The 15373-nt window shown below is 64.0% G+C and carries 17 protein-coding genes; 9 read left to right on the forward strand and 8 right to left on the reverse strand.

What is annotated here, in order from left to right:
• Positions 1-77: 77 nt before the first annotated feature.
• Positions 78-755, reverse strand: a complete 678-nt coding sequence (locus AC0L3U_RS26360) for a P-loop NTPase family protein (RefSeq protein ID WP_473363775.1) — start codon at positions 753-755, stop codon at positions 78-80.
• Positions 756-848: 93 nt separating this feature from the next.
• Entirely contained in the window at positions 849-1391 is a 543-nt protein-coding gene (locus AC0L3U_RS26365; RefSeq protein ID WP_027569696.1) for a CDP-alcohol phosphatidyltransferase family protein, read from the reverse strand.
• Between the two features lie 155 nt (positions 1392-1546).
• Between AC0L3U_RS26365 and purM the strand changes: the two genes are divergently transcribed.
• Complete coding sequence (purM, locus tag AC0L3U_RS26370; RefSeq protein ID WP_473363776.1) at positions 1547-2620, forward strand: phosphoribosylformylglycinamidine cyclo-ligase; 1074 nt, start codon at positions 1547-1549, stop codon at positions 2618-2620.
• A gap of 14 nt (positions 2621-2634) precedes the next feature.
• Positions 2635-3288, forward strand: a complete 654-nt coding sequence (purN, locus tag AC0L3U_RS26375; protein WP_473363777.1) for a phosphoribosylglycinamide formyltransferase — start codon at positions 2635-2637, stop codon at positions 3286-3288.
• 96 nt (positions 3289-3384) lie between these two features.
• Here purN and AC0L3U_RS26380 read toward each other — a convergent pair whose 3' ends face one another.
• Complete coding sequence (locus AC0L3U_RS26380; protein ID WP_007591938.1) at positions 3385-3591, reverse strand: cold-shock protein; 207 nt, start codon at positions 3589-3591, stop codon at positions 3385-3387.
• Between the two features lie 379 nt (positions 3592-3970).
• Between AC0L3U_RS26380 and AC0L3U_RS26385 the strand changes: the two genes are divergently transcribed.
• Positions 3971-5116: an autotransporter outer membrane beta-barrel domain-containing protein gene (locus AC0L3U_RS26385; protein WP_473363778.1), complete on the forward strand. Its 1146-nt coding sequence runs from the start codon at positions 3971-3973 to the stop codon at positions 5114-5116.
• Between the two features lie 79 nt (positions 5117-5195).
• Here AC0L3U_RS26385 and AC0L3U_RS26390 read toward each other — a convergent pair whose 3' ends face one another.
• Positions 5196-6236 (reverse strand): LysR family transcriptional regulator, encoded by a 1041-nt coding sequence (locus AC0L3U_RS26390; protein WP_473363779.1) that lies wholly within the window; start codon positions 6234-6236, stop codon positions 5196-5198.
• A gap of 71 nt (positions 6237-6307) precedes the next feature.
• Between AC0L3U_RS26390 and AC0L3U_RS26395 the strand changes: the two genes are divergently transcribed.
• The 5 genes from AC0L3U_RS26395 (at position 6308) to AC0L3U_RS26415 (ending at position 9863) form a co-directional block, all read left to right on the forward strand.
• Positions 6308-6925: a hypothetical protein gene (locus AC0L3U_RS26395; protein ID WP_473363780.1), complete on the forward strand. Its 618-nt coding sequence runs from the start codon at positions 6308-6310 to the stop codon at positions 6923-6925.
• Entirely contained in the window at positions 6912-7532 is a 621-nt protein-coding gene (locus AC0L3U_RS26400) for a GNAT family N-acetyltransferase (protein WP_007591919.1), read from the forward strand. The genes AC0L3U_RS26395 and AC0L3U_RS26400 overlap by 14 nt, the downstream gene beginning before the upstream one ends.
• Before the next feature lie 25 nt (positions 7533-7557).
• Positions 7558-8121 (forward strand): isochorismatase family protein, encoded by a 564-nt coding sequence (locus AC0L3U_RS26405; protein WP_473363781.1) that lies wholly within the window; start codon positions 7558-7560, stop codon positions 8119-8121.
• A 30-nt stretch (positions 8122-8151) separates the two neighbouring features.
• Positions 8152-8322 carry a hypothetical protein gene (locus AC0L3U_RS26410; protein ID WP_473363782.1) on the forward strand — a complete coding sequence of 57 codons (171 nt, stop codon included), beginning with the start codon at positions 8152-8154 and terminating at the stop codon, positions 8320-8322.
• 158 nt (positions 8323-8480) lie between these two features.
• A complete protein-coding gene (locus tag AC0L3U_RS26415; protein ID WP_473363783.1) occupies positions 8481-9863 on the forward strand; it encodes an aspartate aminotransferase family protein in 1383 nt (460 codons plus the stop codon).
• Positions 9864-9997: 134 nt separating this feature from the next.
• Here AC0L3U_RS26415 and rnd read toward each other — a convergent pair whose 3' ends face one another.
• The 3 genes from rnd to AC0L3U_RS26430 form a co-directional block, all read right to left on the reverse strand.
• Entirely contained in the window at positions 9998-11149 is a 1152-nt protein-coding gene (rnd, locus tag AC0L3U_RS26420; RefSeq protein WP_473363784.1) for a ribonuclease D, read from the reverse strand.
• Positions 11150-11500: 351 nt separating this feature from the next.
• Entirely contained in the window at positions 11501-11923 is a 423-nt protein-coding gene (locus AC0L3U_RS26425; RefSeq protein WP_473363785.1) for a hypothetical protein, read from the reverse strand.
• A 49-nt stretch (positions 11924-11972) separates the two neighbouring features.
• Entirely contained in the window at positions 11973-12872 is a 900-nt protein-coding gene (locus AC0L3U_RS26430; protein WP_473363786.1) for a LysR family transcriptional regulator, read from the reverse strand.
• Positions 12873-12975: 103 nt separating this feature from the next.
• On the opposite strand from AC0L3U_RS26430, the gene AC0L3U_RS26435 reads away from it, so the two are divergent.
• Complete coding sequence (locus AC0L3U_RS26435) at positions 12976-13965, forward strand: zinc-dependent alcohol dehydrogenase family protein (protein WP_473363787.1); 990 nt, start codon at positions 12976-12978, stop codon at positions 13963-13965.
• 73 nt (positions 13966-14038) lie between these two features.
• On the opposite strand, the gene AC0L3U_RS26440 is transcribed toward AC0L3U_RS26435, so the two are convergent.
• Entirely contained in the window at positions 14039-15370 is a 1332-nt protein-coding gene (locus tag AC0L3U_RS26440; protein WP_473363788.1) for an ABC transporter substrate-binding protein, read from the reverse strand.
• Between the last annotated feature and the right edge of the window lie 3 nt (positions 15371-15373).

A 15373-nucleotide genomic window follows, 5' to 3' on the forward strand; every position in this document is an offset into this window, starting at 1 on the left:
CGCGGGAGCATGTGTTAGAGCGATGACGTTTCGATGACATTGATGTTCCGCCGCCCGGCCGCGTCAAGCCGCCTTGGTCAGACATCCCGGAGCAGCTCGGCCGCCAGGGCCCTTGTGACGGGACGGCCGAGGCGCAGGGCCTCGCTGTCCAGCAGGTCGACGGCCCGTCGGGCGGCGGCCGAGGACCGCTCCAGGCGAGTGGCGAGGTAGCTGACCACGCTCTCGTCCACCGCGAGCTGGCGGTCGGCGCAGAATTTGACGATCAGGCCGCGGAAGAGCTGGTCGTCAGGCGGCAGCAGCGAGATAACGGGGACGGCGCGGAGCCGCGAGCGCAGGTCGGCAAGCTCGATCTCGAGAGAAGCGGGCGCCTCGCGTCCGGTGAAGAGGACGAAGGCGCCGTCCTCGCGGGCCAGATTCATCAGATGGAACAGGGCGCGCTCGTCGAATTCCCCGGCCTTGGGGTCCTCGACCACCAGCGCGCCGGTGGCGAGCGCAGCCGGGACGGCTTCGACGGTCAGCCCATTGGCCGTGGTCGAGCGCGCGCCTGAAGCCTCGGCCCAGATTGCGGCGAGATGGCTCTTGCCGCTTCCTTCCGGGCCGGCCAGCCACATGATCCGGTTCGGCCATTCCGGCCAGGCGTCGACCAGCGCAAGACCGGCGGCATTGACGGGGCCTTCGAGGAAATTGTCCCGGCTCAGGCTCTCCGCATGCGGAAGCGAAAACGCCAATTGTCGGGGATGGACGCGGCCTGGCACGCTTGCTTTGCTCCGTGCCGGCGTGCCGGCTTCGTTTGACGAGATGCGACTTCATCGAGCGGGAGTTGGCCTTTTACGGGGCCGCTTCCCAACTCACTTGGCCTCGATCGTGCTCATGTGCCGCAACCACTCAACGAGATAGAGCGACACGGAGGAGAGCGTGAAGACGGTAACGAGGCCCATCAGGATGATATCATAAGGACCGGCTTTGAAGCCGAAGGCGAGGGCGGCCAGCACCAGCGCTGCGAACGCCACCTGGGCCACAGTGTTGAGCTTGGATACCTTCGAGGGCTTCATCTCCACAGGGCGGTCGAACAGCCACGATATGATCACGGCGGCGACGATCATGATGTCGCGCGAGACCACCAGGATGACGATCCAGCGCGGAATCGCGCCCCAGATGCCCAGGGCCATGTAGATCGAGACCAGCAGCGCCTTGTCGGCGAGCGGGTCGAGCAAGGCGCCGAGCTCGCTCGTCATGTTGAAGCGCTTAGCAAGGAAGCCGTCGACCGCGTCGCTGATCCCGGCGATCAGGAAGACGGCGAACGCCACCTCCATTTGGCTCGACACGATGGCCCAGACGATGATCGGGACCAGCATGATGCGGCCCAAAGTAATGATGTTCGGTATACTCACACGGCGCTTCCCGGCACCCGGCCTGACCTCGAATTCGGCCCTTTGGAGGCTGAACCGGTTGATATCTCTACATAGTATACGGAGGCGCGCCATGCGAGCCATTGCGCGTCCCCGGAATTCGACGTAACCAGCCGCAAACCCACTGGAAATCGGGCATGACCGACCGCAAAAACGGCCTCACTTACGCCGATTCAGGCGTCGATATCGACGCGGGCAACCGCCTGGTCGACCTGATCAAGCCAATGGTGCGCGCAACCGCGCGGGCCGGCGCCGACGCCGAAATCGGCGGATTCGGCGGCCTGTTCGACCTCAAGGCGGCCGGTTTCAAGGATCCCATCCTGGTGGCCGCGACCGATGGCGTCGGCACCAAGGTCAAGATCGCGATCGAGACCGGCCTGCATGGCGGGATCGGCATCGATCTCGTCGCCATGAGTGTCAACGATCTCGTGGTGCAGGGCGCCGAGCCGCTGTTCTTCCTGGACTATTTTGCCTGCGGCAAGCTCGATCCGGAGGCGACCGCATCGATCGTCGCCGGTGTCGCCGAAGGCTGTCGCGAATCCGGCTGCGCCCTGATCGGCGGCGAGACGGCCGAGATGCCCGGCCTCTACAAGGACGGCGACTACGACCTCGGCGGCTTTGCCGTCGGCGCCGCGGAGCGGGGCACGCTCTTGCCGCGCAAGGACATCGCCGCCGGCGATGCCGTGATCGGGCTCGCCTCGTCGGGTGTGCACTCCAACGGTTTCTCGCTGGTGCGCAAGATCGTGGAACAATCCGGCCTCGACTTCGGGGCGCAGGCGCCGTTTGCGCCAGTCATGACGCTCGGCGGCGCGCTGCTGACGCCGACGCGGCTCTACGTCAAATCCTGCCTGCGCGCGATCCGCGAGACCGGCGCGGTGAAGGGGCTTGCCCACATCACCGGCGGCGGCTTCACCGACAACATTCCGCGCGTGCTGCCGAACCATCTCGGCGTCGGTATCGATCTGGCGCGCCTGCCGGTGCTGCCGGTGTTCAAATGGCTGGCAGCCCAAGCCGGCATCGCCGAGCTCGAAATGCTGCGGACTTTCAATTGCGGGATCGGCATGATCGCGATCGTCGAGCCGGACAAGGTCGACGAGGTCGTGGAGATCTTCACTGACGCCGGTGAGACCGTCGCACAGCTCGGTACCGTGATCCCGGCTGAGGGCGAGCACCGCGTCGTCTATAACGGCCATCTCGACCTGGCGCTGTAATGACCGGCGCTGTGATGAAACGCCGCGTCGCCATCCTGATTTCCGGCCGTGGCTCCAACATGGCTGCGCTGATCAAGGGCGCGGCCGCGCCGGATTTTCCGGCGGAGATTTCGCTCGTCGTCTCGAACAAGGCCGATGCGCTGGGGCTGGAAAGGGCCAAAGCGAGCGGCGTGACGACGCTGGTGATCGAAAGCAAGCCGTTCGGCAAGGACCGCGCCGGCTTCGAGAAGGTGCTGCAATCAGCGCTCGATCAGCACGGCATCGAGCTGATTTGCCTCGGCGGCTTCATGCGCCTGTTCACGGCCGAATTCACCAAGGCCTGGTACGGGCGGATGCTCAATATCCATCCCTCGCTGCTGCCGTCGTTCCCCGGTCTCGACCCGCACGGCCAGGCCTTGCGCGCCGGCGTCAAGCTGTCTGGTGCGACGGTGCACTTCGTGATCCCCGAGACCGATGCCGGCCCAATCGTGATGCAGGGCGCGGTTCCCGTCAGCGACCACGACACGGCGGACACGCTGTCGGAGCGTATCCTCGAGGTCGAGCACCGCATCTATCCCGCAGCACTGAGCCTGCTCGCGACCGGCAAGGTCCGGATCGAGGGCGACGTGTGCAAGACCGCGGGCAGCGGGCCGTTGGAGAATTTTCTGGTTGCGCCGTTGGTGCGGTGAAGCGCCGTCGCACGAAATACGTCTCATCCCCAAAACAAAAACCCCCGGCAGAGCCGGGGGCAACGTCATGATCTCTTGCGCAGACCGCGAGAGAAGTCAGGAGACCTTGAGGTTCTCCGCGGATGCCTTGCCGCGGTTCTCCACGAGGTCGTATTCAACCACCTGGTTTTCATTGAGGGTGGAGAGTCCGGCGCGCTCGACGGCGGAGATGTGGACGAAGACGTCCTTGTCACTGCCGTTCGGCTTGATGAACCCATATCCCTTGGTCGGGTTGAACCATTTGACGGTGCCCTTTTGCGGCATCCTCAGTCTCCTCCGCTAGATACAAAAACGACGCGGCCGCTTTTCGCGTGCCACGCCACAAACGGGCTTCCGGTAGTCTGTTCGAGTCTTGAGTCTCAATGTCGCGAAACGCACAGTCGAGCGGCCAATTCCGATTGTGTCCGATATTGCAACATGAAAATCGCCCGTTAGCAAGCCACGCGCGAATTTCAAGTCCGGGCCCGGGGTCGTCATCTGCAATTTACGACCTGTGGCCGGGGAACCACAATCGAGGGCAATCGCCTTGGCGATGAGGTCTGGACCGATTGACCCTCGGGGGCAGTTCAGCACAAATCGTCGCACGCAGTGTGGCGCGTGCTGCATTTTTGCGCGCCGCCATTTTGCTTTGGGATTCATCGTCATGCGCTGCACATTGCAGCTTTCCGGGACGCGGCGGGTGATTGGCGGAGACCGGGTTCGTCGGACGGCGGCCAAGGTCGCGAGTGCCATCGTGCTTAGCTTGGTGACGACGGCTGCTCCCGTTCTCGCTCAGGTCGCCCCGCCGCTGCCACCGCCACCCCCACCGCCTCCCACGCCGTCGGCCACCTCCACCAATTACGACCGATCGGCCGGCAACAGCGCACTCAATCTCGGGTCGAACTTCCTGGAGCGGCTCGGCAACCAGGCATCTGGCGGCGTCAGCCGGGCGTTCCGGACCAATCCCGGCGGCGGCGGCGCATCGGCCGGCGCGGAAGATCCGCGCTACCGCACCTGGTTCGAGGGCTACGGCATCTCGGTCCGGACCGATGCGCAAGGAGACTTTGTCGGCGACAAGCGGAAGACCTTTGGGGGTGTCGCAGGCTTTGGCGCGCGGCTCGCACCGGGCGTCAATCTCGGCTTCTCCGTCGACCAGAGCCACACCGACATCGACGTGCCGCTCGCGCTCCAGTCCGCGACGCTGGACCTGACGCAACTCGGCTTCAGCGGCTCCGTCGACAAGGGCCCGTGGACCTGGGCTTTCGCGCTGGTGCACGGTTTCGGCAAGGTCCGCTCCAGCCGGGATACCGGCCTGGGCCTTGCGACCGCGGGTTATCGCGCCGCAGTCGACGGCGCGCTGAGCGAGATCAGCTATTACTGGACCAAGGACCAGCTGCGCATCGTGCCCAAGGGCGCACTGGAATATGTCCGCGCCACCAGCGTCGCGTTCCAGGAGGTTGGCGGCCTCGATCCACTCAATGTCGGCTCGACGGCGCTCTCTCGCGCGCGCGTCATGATCGGGGCCGAGATCGGACGCTACTTCATCTTCGACCAGAAGATCCTGGACCTGTCCGCCTACGGCAAGTTCGTCGACAATGTCCATCAGAACCTGGGATCGGTGCAGGTCAGCCTCGGGACCCAGAGCATCGTCGTGCCCGGCATCGGCGAGAGCCGCTACGGCATGGATGCCGGCGCCTCGGCCTCGCTCAGCCTGACCAACACGGCGCGGCTCTACGTCAACTATGACGGCAAGTTCCGCAGCGAGCTGACGTCGCACCAGGGCACGGTCGGCTTCGAATATCGGTGGTGAGGCGAAACCTGCCCACCTCTACCCAGAGCGGGATCTGGAAAATCGCGAAGCGGTTTTCCGAAGAGATCATGTTCAAGCTTCAAGTCGGCATTGCCGCGACATAACCCGTCAATCCAAAGCCCTCGCGCGCGGCCGTCATCATCGGCGCCAGCGCGTTCGGGTGGATGAACTCGTCGCGGAAACAGGGATGGATCTTGGGATCGAAGATCTTCTTCAGCCAATCGACCACGATCTTGTGGCGCTCGGAGGCGCGGAACTCCTTGTGATAGGTGAGCCAGAGATCGGCGTGGTGGCTGACGCCGAGATCGACGGCAACGAGCGGGGCGCCGAGCGCGATCGAGACCGTCGGCAGGAACCCGATGCCCGCGCCGCGCTCCACCGCATAGAGCACGCCGACCGAAGAATTGGTCTTGATCCCGACGATGCCCTCGAGCGACTTCAGTCCGAGCACGCGGGCGTAGGCGCCGTCGTCGACCTGCGGGGCGCTCTGCTTGATGATGCGATGGTTCTTCAGCTCGGCCAGGCTCGCCGGCACGCCGTAGAGGTTTTCGTACTCCTTGGAGACGAAGGGATAGATGTGCAGCCGGCCGAGCTTGGCGACGATCAGATCGGGATTGGTCGGCGGCTCGAGCTGGATCGCGATATCGGATTCGAGCCGCGCGACGTCGGCCTGTTCCATCGCGCAGCGCAGATCGACGGTGATCTTGCGATAGGTCTTCTGGAAGTCGATCAGTCGCGGCAGGATCCAGAAATTGCCGGGGCCTTCCGTCACCGCGACGCGCACGGTGCCTGACATGTCGTTCGACGATCGCGAAGCACGCCGGAACACGTTGAAGGCATGACGCTCCATATGCGCGACGTCGGCGATCATCGCGCTGCCTTCGTCGCTGAGCGTGAGCCCGCTCTGGTCGCGCAGGAACAGCTTGCAGTCGATGCTCTCTTCAAGCCGGTCGATCCTGCGCATCAGGGTGGTGGAGGTGAGCCCGAGCTCCTCGGCGGCGTTGCGGAAGCTTTTATATTTTGCGCAAGCTAAAAAGAGTTTCAAATCGTCCCAGGACATCTCCAGGGCTTCTTCACGGTGCTGCATCATCGCAGCACCCCGGTGCAATAACTGCTGCATACGCCTGATCCCCAGCCGCTAAGCTCTTGGTCATAGCGGGGTACGAAAGCCGCGAACGATAGAGGGGTGACATGGGTATTGAAAGGGGCTCGTTTGCCGCAAGGCATGATTTCGACGCATTGCCGCTCAGTCCGGATGTCGACGTCCGTCGCGCCCAATTTTCCGAAATCGCCGCGCTTTCGCAGTTGGCGCACCGGCTGGTGCCGGGCGTCCGGATCGGGGCGGCGGAGCTTGCAAAATATTTCGCCTTCGATCCCGAGAGCATCCTGACTTTCAGCCGGAAGGGTAACCTCGTCGGCGGCATGGCCTTCCTGTTTCTCAACGATCGCGGGCATGATGCGCTGCTGCTCGACGAGATCTGCCTCACCGCGCCGGAGACGCGCCATCTCGCGTCCGCGAAGGAAGACGTTTCCGCCATCTACATCTGGGCGATCGCGGCGACGGGGCGCGGCGTCGCCGGTCTCGGCAAGGCCGCGGCTCATCTGAGGCAGCTAAGGTTTCGCAACGCGGATTGCTATGCGCAGCCGTCAACCGTGGCCGGACGCGACATCATGAAGGCGACGGGATTCGAGCCTGTTCCAAGCTTCCAACCCGACCTCTGGTGCTACGAGCGGCCTTGGAATCGGCAGCCGATGCGCATGCCGGGCGCGATCATTCAAGCAAGGAGTTTTGCAGATGCACGGTACTAGGATTCCTCTCGCGAAGCCCGATTCCCGCGCCATCACCATTCGCCTCGCACGCGATCTCAGCGATCTCATGCTGGTCACCTCGATCCGCTCGGCCGTCTATCTCGCCGAGCAGGATTGCCCGTTCGACGAGGAGTTCGACGGCAACGACATGGTCGCCGCGCATTTCATCGGCTATGTCGGCAACGAGCCTGCGGGCTGTCTGCGAGTGCGGTTCTTCGGCGATTTCGCCAAGGTCGAACGACTTGCGGTGCGGCACCAATATCGGCGCTCGCGGGTCTCGTTCAAGCTGGTGCAGGCCAGCGTCGACTATGTGAAGCGCAAGGGCTTTCGCAAGATCTACGGCCAGGCGCAGGACCGGCTGGTCGATTTCTGGGCCCATTTCGGCGCCAAGCCGCTCGGCCACAATCGCAAGATCACTTTCTCCGACTTCTCCTACACGGAAATGCTGCTGGAGATCGAACCGGGCCCGGATGCCATTACGCTGGACAGCGATCCGTACGTGATCATCCGCCCCGAGGGCGATTGGGACCGGCCGGGCGTGCTCGACGCCTCGGCAGGACGGGCCGTGACGTCGCCGCTGCGGGACGTCGCGCTCGCTGGCCGTTGAAACTGGTGCAGCTGCGCGCAAAAACATGCTGGTTTCCATCTCCGACGATCCGCCGATCCTGGTCTGCGCGGATCTCCAGGTCGAATATCTGACCCCCGGCCGTCGCCACGTCATCCTCGACGGCGACGCCGCGACAGCGCGCTGCGTGGAACTGTTGACGTTCTGGCGCGACAATCTCTGGCCAGTGATGCATCTAAAGCGCATCGCACAGGCGGCCTGGTTCAATCCGGCATCCAAGCTGACCGATTGGATCGCGGAGGCGAAGCCGCGGCCTGGAGAAATGACGTTCGAGCACCCGCTGCCGTCGGCCTACAGTTCGGCGCGGTTTGTGGACTACATGTCCAATATCCGCAATGTCCGTTGCGTGCTCGCGGGTTTTTCCCTGGACGAAACTGTCTTGGCCACCGCCATCGACGGGTTTCACCGCAGTCATCGCTTCCAGGTAGTGGCCGACGCGGTGGCCTGCCGGCAGCCGGGGACCGGCGATGCTGCCGCCTACAAGCATGCGGTAGTGAATGTGATCGGGAATTTTGCTACAATCCAGTCCAGCGCCGAACTGATCAGAACCAGCGGCGCCGTTGCGGTGTAGGCGGCCGCGATCGACGGATGGAGTGGGACATTGTCACGGGGAGATCAGCTCAAGGAGCTGGCAAGCGACCTGTCGCGTGCCGCCGAGGCGGCGCGCCGTCTTGGTCTGCCCACGACGGTGTATCTGCTCTCGATGGCGCTGGTGGAGGTGCGGGAGGCCGCTGCCGGCGATAGCGATGGAAATGACGACGGCGCGGCGTGACAGCTGCCCGATGTGCGGCTTTGTGCAACGCTGCTGAGCGCTTGCTGCCGACGAATTGACGTTGCAAGTTTTGCGCGGTGGCAATAGCCAAGGAGCTGGATCATCGAGTGATGACGCTGGCCGCGCCGGCGACGTGACGCTTTCAAGGATGCCTGCAAATGTCCATGCTGCCCAATTCGCAAGAGGCCCGGGATGTGGCCTATCAGCTCCATCCCTACACCAACGCGCGCGCCCATCAGCAGGCCGGTCCCCTGGTGATCGAACGCGGAGAGGGCCCTTACGTGTTCGACGCCTCGGGCAAGCGCTATTTCGAGGCGATGGCAGGCTTGTGGAGCGTCGGGCTCGGCTTCAACGAGAAGCGGCTGGTCGAAGCCGCGCACAAGCAGATGCTCGCGCTGCCGTTCTATCACACCTTCTCCGCCAAATCGCACGGGCCCTCGATTGATCTCGCCGAGAAGCTGGTGGCGCTGTCGCCGGTGCCGATGAGCAAGGTCTTCTTCACCAACTCCGGCTCGGAGGCCAACGACACCGTTCTGAAGTTGATTGCCTATCGCTCCAATGCGCTCGGCCAGCCACAGCGCAAGAAGGTGATCAGCCGGATGCGCGCCTATCACGGCGTCACGATTGCGTCCGCCAGCCTCACCGGGCTGCCGAACAACCACCGCTCTTTCGACTTGCCGCTCCCGAACATCCTGCACACCGGCTCGCCGCATTTCTACAAGGACGGCGCCCCCGGGGAGAGCGAGGAAGCCTTCGCGACGCGGCGGGCCGAGGAGCTCGATGCGCTGATCCAGAAGGAAGGCCCGGACACGATCGCGGCGTTCTTCGGCGAGCCGGTGATGGGCGCGGGCGGCGTCATCGTGCCGCCGGCGACCTATTGGGAGAAGATCCAGAAGGTTTTGAACAAGTACGACATCCTGTTGGTCGCCGACGAGGTCATCTGCGGCTTCGGCCGCACCGGCAAGATGTTCGGCTGCGAAACCTACGGCATCAAGCCCGACGCGATCGTGGTCTCCAAGCAGATCACCTCGAGCTATTTTCCGCTGTCGGCCATCATGATGAACGATCGCATGTTCGAGCCGATCGCCGACGAGAGCAACAAGATCGGCGTGCTCGGCCACGGCTTCACCGCGGGCGGCCATCCCGTCGGCTCGGCGATTGCGCTGGAGAATTTGAAAATCATCGAGGAGCGGGGCCTGGTTGCGCATGCCGCCGAGCTCGGTGGCTACATGCAAGGCAAGCTGCGTGAACTCACCAGCCATCCGTTGGTCGGCGAGGTCCGCGGTGTCGGCATGATCGCTGCGATCGAACTGGTGCTGGACAAGGCGCGCAAGACCGCGGCGGCGACGCCGGGCGCCGTCGGCGGCATGGCCAGCCGCATGCTGCAGGAGCGCGGCGTGATCTCGCGCAACATGCTCGACGCCATCGCCATCTGCCCGCCGCTGATCGTCACCAAAGCTCAGATCGACGAACTGATCGCGGCGATTTCAGGTGTGCTGGACGACATGAAGCCGGAAGTGGCGAAGCTGACGCCGGCGTAGAAGGAGCTTTCAGCTTTCACCTCGTCATTGCGAGGAGCGAAGCGACGAAGCAATCCAGACTGAATCCGAGAAAAGATTCTGGATTGCTTCGCTGCGCTCGCAATGACGATGTAGCGAGAGCGAGGGATCGGGGGCTATTCCGCCCGCTGAACCCCGATCACGCGGCCTTTCTCGACCGCCAGCGCCAGCTCGCCGCGCTTCAGTTTCAGTGCGGCCTCGCCGAACAGCTCGCGGCGCCAGCCGCGTAGTGCCGGCACGTCGGCCTCGTCGTCGGCCGCGATCTCCTCGAGATCGTCGACGGTCGCAATCACCTTGCTGGCGACCGCATGGCGCTCTGCGGTCATGCGCAACAGCACCTTCAACAGCTCGACGATCGCGGCGCCATTGTTGTTGTTGCGCGGCTTTTCCAGCTTCGGCAGCGTGGCGTGATCGCGCGCCAGCCCGCGCTCGACGGCGGCGACGATGTCGGCGCCCCATTTGGATTTTTCAAAACCCTTCGGCACCGAGCGCAGGTTTGCGAGCTTCTCGATCGTATTCGGCGCGTGGGTCGCGATGTCGCTGACGGCCTCGTCGCGCAGCACGCGGCCGCGCGGCACGTCGCGGCTCTGCGCCTCCTGCTCGCGCCAGGCGGCGACCTCCATCAGGACTGCGAGGTCCTTGGGCTTGCGCACCCGCGTCTTGAGCCGTTCCCAGGCGCGCTCCGGGTGGAAGTCGTAGGTCTTGGGCGAGGTCAGGACCTCCATCTCGATCGAGACCCATTCGCTGCGCCGGCGCTTCTTGAGGTCGGCATCGAGCGCTGCGAACACGTCGCGCAGATGCGTGACGTCGGACACGGCGTAGTGCATCTGCTCCTTGGTCAGCGGCCGGCGCGACCAGTCGGTGAAGCGATGAGTCTTGTCCGGGCGGTGTCCGGTGACCTTCTCGACCAGCGCGTCGTAGGCGATGCTGTCGCCGTAGCCGAGCACCATGGCCGCGACCTGGGTGTCGAACACGGGGTGCGGAATGATGCCCGCCTGATGCCAGATGATCTCGATGTCCTGGCGGGCGGCGTGGAACACCTTCAACACGGCCTCGTTGACCATCAGCTCGAAGAACGGCTTGAGGTCGATGCCGGCAGCCAGGGTGTCGATGACGATCGCTTCCTCGGCGCTGGCCATCTGCACCACGCACAGCAGCGGGTAATAGGTGGTCTCGCGCAGGAACTCGGTATCGACGGTAATGACGGGGTGCTTGGCCAGCCGGCTGCAGGCAGCCGCAAGGTCAGCGGTGGTGGTAATCAAATCCATGAACGGCCCATGACAAGTCCATCAGCCGTTCTGCCGAAAGCGCTGTGATGTCAAGGGGCTCGAAGCGAATTCGAGCCTTGCATTTGGGCCGGAATCGCATTTTCCGACGAAAATCCTATTCGTAGCGGACCCGCCGGGAGGGTTTGCGCGCACAAGGCAGTGCCACCACGATCACGCACATGGCGACCAGCGCCAGCCCCAGGAACTCGAAAACCAACAGATCCACGGCAAAAACCCCTCAGAAACATTGCTAGACTTGTCTGGGTTGCGTTGATGGTCTGTTAATTGTCGTGGTTACCGGCGGCGGCCCGGACTGAATGGTGGACGGGGAGTTAACGGCGCTCGGGGGGACTAGTCAGGCGCCCCCGCCAAAGGCTCCGTCGGGCCGTCGACCCATTGAACTTTTTCGGATCTGAACCGGGCCCATTTGCTGAGGCCGTGCTCGGGATCAACCTTGAGGCGGTCGCCGATCAGTCTCGTGAGTTCGTCGTGGCGTTGCCGTTCCTCGGGCAGGGCGGGGTGAGTTTTGTGGGGGGTCTTGCCCTGCCGATACGCACTTTCCCACCGCAGCCAGATCTCCCAATCCTCCAGCACCAACGAAAGCAAATCCGGATCGATAGGGCTCAGCAGGAAGCGCGACGAGTAGTCGTCTCTCTCCGCGTCGAACTGCCTTTCGTAGACGTGCGGCTTTCCCAGATAGTCGGCAACGCCAAGTTCTGGTCCGTCGTAATATTTGTTGACGGTGTAAATTTGGTCCCAGACATCTGTGCTCATCGTGCCAGCATGACAGGATCGATCGCACACCTCCAGCAGGTCATCGGCTTCATGTCATCAGCTTCGGCAAGGCCCCGGCGAGGATGTCCACGGCGGCGCGGACCTTTGGCGGCATGCGGGGTGAGCGGGGCCACAGCGCGTGGCAGTCGTAGAGGAATGCGGGCTGGCCGTCGAAGAGGCTGACCAGAGCGCCGGCGCGGATGCGCTCGCGAACCAGCCAGTAGGGCAGCCAGGCTAGCCCCATACCTTGCGCGGCGGCATCGACGATCGCCTCCAGATCGTCGAGCCTGAGCCTGCCGGCCGGCATGATCTCGCGCTGCGGCTGGTCCTCTTGCGGGAACAGCCAAGGCCGCACGCGACCGGAGCGGCGATAGATGATCGCCTGATGTGCAGCGAGATCGTCGAGCGATTTCGGCTTGCCGTTGGCGCGCAAATACGAGCGCGCGCCGCACACCACCATGCGTTGGCTTGCGATGCGCCGCGCAATCAGGCCGGACTGGTCGTCGAGATCGCCGGTCCGGATCGCAAGATCGTAGCCGGCCTCAATGATGTCAGCGATCGGATCGCCAAATGAGAGGTCGAGCTCGAGCTGCGGATATTTCCGCGCGAGCTTCATCAGCGAGGGCGCGATGCAGTGCCGTCCGAGCAGGGCGGGCATGGTGACGCGCAGCCGGCCGCGCGGCTCGGAGAGCTCGTCGGTAACGACGGCGTCGGCGGCATCGGCCTCGCTGAGTACGGCGCGGCAGCGCTCGTAATAGGCCTGGCCCGCCTCTGTCAGGCTCTGGCGTCGGGTGGTGCGGTTGAGGAGGCGGACGCCGAGCCGCTCTTCGAGGAAGCGCACATGTTTGCCGACCATCGGGCCTGAAATCTCCAGGGCGTCGGCCGCAGCCGCGAACGAGCCGAGGTCGACGGCCCTGACGAACACGGCCATGCTGGTCAGGCGGTCCATGATTGCAAACTCCTGGTTTCGACTGTTCGCACCATTCGGCGGTTTATCCGCTTCCGTGGGTTCGGCATAGCTCCATTCAGTTCAACTGTTTTGGAGTGTATCCGTGGCCCGCGTCGTTCGCTTTCATCGCCATGGCGGTCCCGAAGTGCTGCACATCGAGACGGTCGACGTCCCACCGCCGGGAACGGGAGAGGTTCAGCTTCGGGTCAGGGCCCTTGGTCTCAACCGCGCGGAAGCGCTGTTACGAACGGGCACCTATATCGAGACCGCGACATTTCCGTCGGGCCTGGGTCTGGAGGCGGCGGGCATCGTCGAGGCGGTCGGAGAGGACGTTGACGGCTTTGTGCCGGGCGACGCCGTCAGCATCGTGCCGCCGCTGTCGATGGTGCGATGGCCGGCCTACGCCGAACTCGCGAATTTTCCGGCCGATCTCGTCGTCAAGCATCCGCCCGAGCTTGGCTTCGAGGCGGCGGCTGCGGTGTGGATGCAGTATCTGACGGCTTACGGTGGGCTGGTCGATATCGCCGGACTTGGCCGAGGCGACGTCGTCGCCATCACGGCGGCATCAAGCAGCGTCGGGCTTGCCGCCATCCAGATCGCGAACCGGATCGGCGCGGTCCCGGTCGCGCTGACGCGAACCACCACCAAGCGGCGCGCCTTGCGCGATGCCGGCGCTGCCCACGTGATCGCCGCGGACGAGGAGGACACCGGAGCGCGGCTCGCGGAGGTTGCCGGTTCAAACGGCGTCCGCGTCGTGTTTGACGCGGTCGGCGGTCCTGCATTCGAGCCGCTGACCGCGGCGATGGCGCCGGGTGGCATCCTGATCGAATATGGCGGGCTCAGCCCCGAGCCGACGCCATTTCCGCTCTTCAACGTCCTGACCAAAAGCCTGACGCTGCGCGGCTATCTCGTGCACGAGATCACCCGCGAGCCCGCGCGGCTCGCGAAGGCCAAGGCTTTCATCCTCGATGGCCTGGCGGATGGGACGTTGAAGCCGATCATCGCCAGAACGTTCCGGTTCGAGGACATCGTCGCAGCGCATCGTTTCCTGGAGTCGAACACGCAATTCGGCAAGATCGTGGTGACGGTTTGAACCGGCCCGTCCAGACGAATTCGGCGCTCCGCATGGCGGAGCGCCGACGTTCGTTTGACGGTTGCAGCCGGCCTTACGGCAGCTTCAGCGATGTCTCCGCATTGTACGGTTTCAGCGTCTCGTCGGCGGCCTTCTGGGCGGCGACGAGCGCCTCCTTCGGCTGCTTCTTGCCGTTGAGAACCAGCATCACCTCGTCCTCCAGCGTCTTGCGCACCGGCACGGTCTTGTAGGTCGCAAACCACGGTTTTGCGACGTCGAGCTGCTCGACGGCGGTCTTGGCGTCCGGGTTCTTGTTCAGGAATTCGACCATGTCAGGCGTCTTGTAGGCGGCCATGTTGGGCGCGAAATATCCGGTGGCGCGGCTCCACCAGCCGCTCTTCTCGGGCGAAGTCATCCACTTGATCAGCATCCAGGCGGCCTTCTGCTTGTCGGCTTCCTGGCCGGCCGGAACGATCAGCGAGGCGCCGCCGATCGGCACGGCGTTGCGGACGTTGCGCGGGATGAAAGCGACCTTGTAGGCGAACTTGGCGTTGTCGCGCACGTAAGTGAGCGAGCCCGTCGAGAGCATCATCATCGCGGCATTGCCGGAGATGAAGGAGGTGCTGACGGCCGGACCGGGCGTGGCGCCGGGCGGGTGAACCTTGTGCTTGGTGACGAGGTCGTTCCACCAGGTCAGCGCGCCCAGCATCGAGGGCGTGTCGTAATAGACCTCGCCGCCGAACTCCTCGTTGTAATAGCGCCCGCCATTGCTCATGGTGAGCGTCTCCATCATCCAGCCGCAATAGTCGTAGGCGCAGGGGATCGCGATGCCCCATTGGGTCACCTTGTCACCCTCGCGCTTGGTGAGCTTCTTGGCCCAGTCGGTCAATTCAGCCCAGGTCTGCGGCGGCTTGCTCGGATCGAGGCCCGCTTCCTTGGCCTTGTCGGCGTTGATGTAGAGCAGCGGCGTCGAATTATGGAATGGCACGCCGTAGACTGAGCGGTTGATCACCGCGTTGCCCTGCAGCGCCGGAAAGAACTGGCCCAGAAACTGCTCCTTGGTGGTGCCGTCGGCGGCAATCAAGGGATCGAGGTTTGTGAGCTCGTTCTCGATCTGCATATCGAGCAGGAAGTTTGCCGACATGATCACGGCAGCCGGCGGCTTGCCGGCCTTGATCGAGGCGCGCGTCTTGATCAGCGTGTCGTCATAAGAGCCGGTGTAGACCGCGGTTGCCTTGATCGCCGGATGAGTGTCGTTGAATTCCTTGATCAGGGTGCCCATGTCGCGGGCGAGCTTGCCGTCGACAGGAACGGGGAAGAACAGGTCGATCTCGGTCGGGCCTTCGGCCAGCGCCGGGAAGGTGAGGGCGCTTGCCAAAGTGCCTGCAATGGCAAGGCCAAGCATGAGCCTGCGGGAAAACAGCATCGA

The organism is Bradyrhizobium sp. Kon69, from assembly GCF_055807515.1.

Bases quoted from the DNA above. Each gene is read 5' to 3' on its own strand.
- purM (WP_473363776.1), top strand. From the start codon at position 1,547: ATGACCGACCGCAAAAACGGCCTCACTTACGCCGATTCAGGCGTCGAT.
- purN (WP_473363777.1), top strand. From the start codon at position 2,635: ATGAAACGCCGCGTCGCCATCCTGATTTCCGGCCGTGGCTCCAACATG.
- AC0L3U_RS26380 (WP_007591938.1), bottom strand. From the start codon at position 3,591: ATGCCGCAAAAGGGCACCGTCAAATGGTTCAACCCGACCAAGGGATAT.
- AC0L3U_RS26385 (WP_473363778.1), top strand. From the start codon at position 3,971: ATGCGCTGCACATTGCAGCTTTCCGGGACGCGGCGGGTGATTGGCGGA.
- AC0L3U_RS26390 (WP_473363779.1), bottom strand. From the start codon at position 6,236: ATGCAGCAGTTATTGCACCGGGGTGCTGCGATGATGCAGCACCGTGAA.
- AC0L3U_RS26395 (WP_473363780.1), top strand. From the start codon at position 6,308: ATGGGTATTGAAAGGGGCTCGTTTGCCGCAAGGCATGATTTCGACGCA.
- AC0L3U_RS26400 (WP_007591919.1), top strand. From the start codon at position 6,912: ATGCACGGTACTAGGATTCCTCTCGCGAAGCCCGATTCCCGCGCCATC.
- AC0L3U_RS26405 (WP_473363781.1), top strand. From the start codon at position 7,558: ATGCTGGTTTCCATCTCCGACGATCCGCCGATCCTGGTCTGCGCGGAT.
- AC0L3U_RS26415 (WP_473363783.1), top strand. From the start codon at position 8,481: ATGTCCATGCTGCCCAATTCGCAAGAGGCCCGGGATGTGGCCTATCAG.
- rnd (WP_473363784.1), bottom strand. From the start codon at position 11,149: ATGGATTTGATTACCACCACCGCTGACCTTGCGGCTGCCTGCAGCCGG.
- AC0L3U_RS26425 (WP_473363785.1), bottom strand. From the start codon at position 11,923: ATGAGCACAGATGTCTGGGACCAAATTTACACCGTCAACAAATATTAC.
- AC0L3U_RS26430 (WP_473363786.1), bottom strand. From the start codon at position 12,872: ATGGACCGCCTGACCAGCATGGCCGTGTTCGTCAGGGCCGTCGACCTC.
- AC0L3U_RS26440 (WP_473363788.1), bottom strand. From the start codon at position 15,370: ATGCTGTTTTCCCGCAGGCTCATGCTTGGCCTTGCCATTGCAGGCACT.